The following is a 2762-nucleotide window of genomic DNA, read 5'->3' on the forward strand; positions in this document are numbered from 1 at the left end:
TCGGTCAAGGACCTCAACACCAAGATCCGCGGCTACATCAACGGCTGGAACGACCGCTCCCACCCCTTCGTCTGGACCAAAACAGCCGACGAGATCCTCAAGAAGGCCAAACGAGTGAAGACTTCAAATGCGGACCACTAGATATCCCGTCCTGCTTCACACCGCAATAGACGCTCGTGACTGTCGTGGGCTCGCCGAGTTCTATCGCCAGCTCCTCGGCCTTCGGTACCGGGACGGGGAAGAGCCGCCGAGCGATGGGAGCCCTGACGATGCGGACTGGTTGGTCCTCCTTGACGGCAACGGCAACCGCATCGTGACCATCCAGGAGAAGAAGGACACCGTGCCCCCAACCTGGCCGTCCGAGGGCGTCCCGATGCAGATGCACATGGACTTCAAGGTCCCCACCATCGACGACCTGGAGAGACACCGCGAGCACGCCGAGAACTTGGGAGCTCGGCTGCTCCATGACCGTTCCAAGGACGAGGTCGAACCGCTCTACGTGCTCGCCGACCCGGCAGGGCATCCGTTCTGTCTACTCGTTCAGTAGAACGTTCGGTTCACGGGACGACTTCAAGGGTTGAACCTGTGAGGGCGCGGGCGGCGTGGTCCGGCCATAGGCTCCCGTCATGGTGATGGCTGAGCGGGGGGCTCGTACGGACGAGGTGACGCTCCTCGCGCGTGGAGCAGCCGACTGGCTGCTCACCATGCACAGCGCTGACGTGGAAGACCCCTCGCTCTATCACGGGCAGGCAGGCGTTGTGCTCGCGTTGCAGGAGGCGTTCGAGCACTTCGGCGATGAGCGCTACCGTCGCGCAGTCGCCGATGGTGGGGATGCTCTGACCGGCAGCATCGAGGTTCTCGAGGACTGTTCGCTGTACTTCGGCTTGTCGGGAATCGCTGTCGCGTTGCGGTCGCTCGGCAGGGACGAGGCCGCAGACCGGGCGTTGAGTCGGGCTCGGGATCGCTTCGACGGTGAGCGCTGGAACCAGATGTTCGAGCTCTTCATGGGCAACGCCGGGATCGGGCTGGGCGCGCTCGTGGTGGGCGATGTGGATCTAGCGGTGACGGCGGTAACGCCGTACCTCTCTTGGGCCGATCGGACAGGACGCGGCGTGAACTGGCCAGTTCGGCCATCGCCAGCACGATCGCATCACATGGCGCACGGAACGCTGGGCATCGTCTACGCACTGGCCGCGGTCGGGCAAGCTGCTGGCCGGGGTGACCTGATCGACCTTGCTCTAGCGGGCGCCGGAGATGTCGTGGGCCGCAACGAGGCGGGCCCTGGCGGCTTCCTCGTCCCGCACTCCGACCCGCCACACCGACCTGACCTGATCGAGCGGTACAGCCAGGGCTGGTGCAACGGCCCGGCGGGCGACGCCCAGGTCTTCCGCCTCCTTGCCGAGGTCACCGGGGACCAGAGCTGGACCGATCTCGGCGACCGCTGCTGGCGCACAATCAGACGGTCTGGGCTGCCGAGTCGGATCCGGCCGGGCTTCTGGGATAACAACGGGCGATGCTGCGGAACGGCAGGCGTGCTAGCTCTGGCCTGCGACCGGATCGTCGAGCGCGGTGAAGGATTCGACTTCGCGGACGTCCTCGTCGAGGACCTCACGTCTCGGGCAACCGTCGATGAAGCCGGCGTGCGCTGGTCGAACTACGAGCACCGGGCAACGCCGCCGGATCTCGAACCTCGCACCGGGTGGGCAATGGGCAATGCAGGCATCGTCCGCGAACTGCTCCGGTATGCGCGACTCAACGACGGTGGCTTCGCCGGCTATGCGATCCAGTGGCCTGACCACCCGGTCGCGCTCGCCAGCCGAACGGCCCAACAGCCTCGTTGACTGAGTCGGCTCCGCTCAGACGGGCTCCGCGAGACGTTCGTCTTGCGGGACGTCCTGACAGGGCGCACCTCAAGCAACGGTTGGCGATCAGCCGCTCGCAGGCGTTCCCGCTGCTACCAAGCTGTCGCCGAGGGCAGTGCGCCAGTAAAGGACCTCGCGTCCCGAGCGGCGGCGCAGGACGATGCCGCCGTCCAGCAGGACCCGCAGGTGCCGGCCGACCGAGCCGAGCGGCAGGTCGCTGAGCGTGACGAGTTGCGAAGTGCTGCGTGGCACGTCGAGCAGGACCAGCAGTCGGGCTCGGTTGACGCCGACGAGTGGTCCGAGCCCTGCGCTGCGCGGCGATCCGAGGTCGGCCAACCGACCGGCGAGCGGGTAGTAGATCGCGTAGCGGTGGGGGTTGCCGCCGAGGTGCCAGCCCACCCAGCTGCTGGCACCATGGGTCGGCACGAAGACCAGGCGGGAGCCGGTGCCCAGGGTGCGGGCGGGCAGGTCATAGCGGTTAATCCGAAGGTACCCATCGCCCACCCATTCGGTGTTACGACCGAGGTCTCGGAGGACGGCCGACCACCCATGGCGAGCGAGCTGGGCCGTGCGGGCGACTATGTCAGCGCGAACCAACGCGAGGCGCCGTGGCCAGTCGGTCTCCAGCGTGTGCGTCCATAACCACCTTACGAGGTCGACTGCGACGTCGCGGACGCCCGGCGCCATGAGGCTCGCCGGGAGCGGAGCCTGCCACTACACCGTCATCTGTGATGAGCCCCTTTACCGAGCACGACGGACCCTGCACACCGGCGCAGACCTGCTCACCGACAAGCAGAAGACGCGCCTGGAAGCCCTGTTCGCCACCGACGATCACGCTGAAGTCGAGGTGACCTGGTGGATCTACCAACGGATGGTCGCCGCCTACCGACACCCCGACCG

The 2762-nt window shown here is 66.7% G+C and carries 3 protein-coding genes and 2 pseudogenes; 4 read left to right on the forward strand and 1 reads right to left on the reverse strand.

All coding sequences use genetic code 11. The features are described from left to right. The 3 genes and pseudogenes from VNJ48_RS16245 to VNJ48_RS16255 all read left to right on the forward strand — a co-directional run. A pseudogene (locus VNJ48_RS16245) lies at nucleotides 1-141 on the forward strand (IS630 family transposase); the annotation flags it as partial. Then, a complete protein-coding gene (locus tag VNJ48_RS16250) occupies nucleotides 128-547 on the forward strand; it encodes a VOC family protein (RefSeq protein WP_325603959.1) in 420 nt (139 codons plus the stop codon). The pseudogene VNJ48_RS16245 and the gene VNJ48_RS16250, both read left to right, overlap by 14 nt. 79 nt (nucleotides 548-626) lie before the next feature. Continuing rightward, complete coding sequence (locus tag VNJ48_RS16255) at nucleotides 627-1841, forward strand: lanthionine synthetase LanC family protein (protein WP_325603961.1); 1215 nt, start codon at nucleotides 627-629, stop codon at nucleotides 1839-1841. Nucleotides 1842-1928: 87 nt separating this feature from the next. Here the strand turns inward: VNJ48_RS16255 and VNJ48_RS16260 are convergent, their stop codons facing one another. Further along, on the reverse strand, nucleotides 1929-2366 hold the full coding sequence (locus tag VNJ48_RS16260; protein WP_325603963.1) for a helix-turn-helix transcriptional regulator: 438 nt from the start codon (nucleotides 2364-2366) through the stop codon (nucleotides 1929-1931). Between the two features lie 229 nt (nucleotides 2367-2595). Here VNJ48_RS16260 and VNJ48_RS16265 point away from each other — a divergent pair. Beyond that, nucleotides 2596-2762: pseudogene (locus tag VNJ48_RS16265) on the forward strand (ISL3 family transposase); the annotation flags it as partial.

This window comes from Nocardioides sp. (genome assembly GCF_035576065.1).
Classification (GTDB): Bacteria; Actinomycetota; Actinomycetes; order Propionibacteriales; family Nocardioidaceae; genus Nocardioides.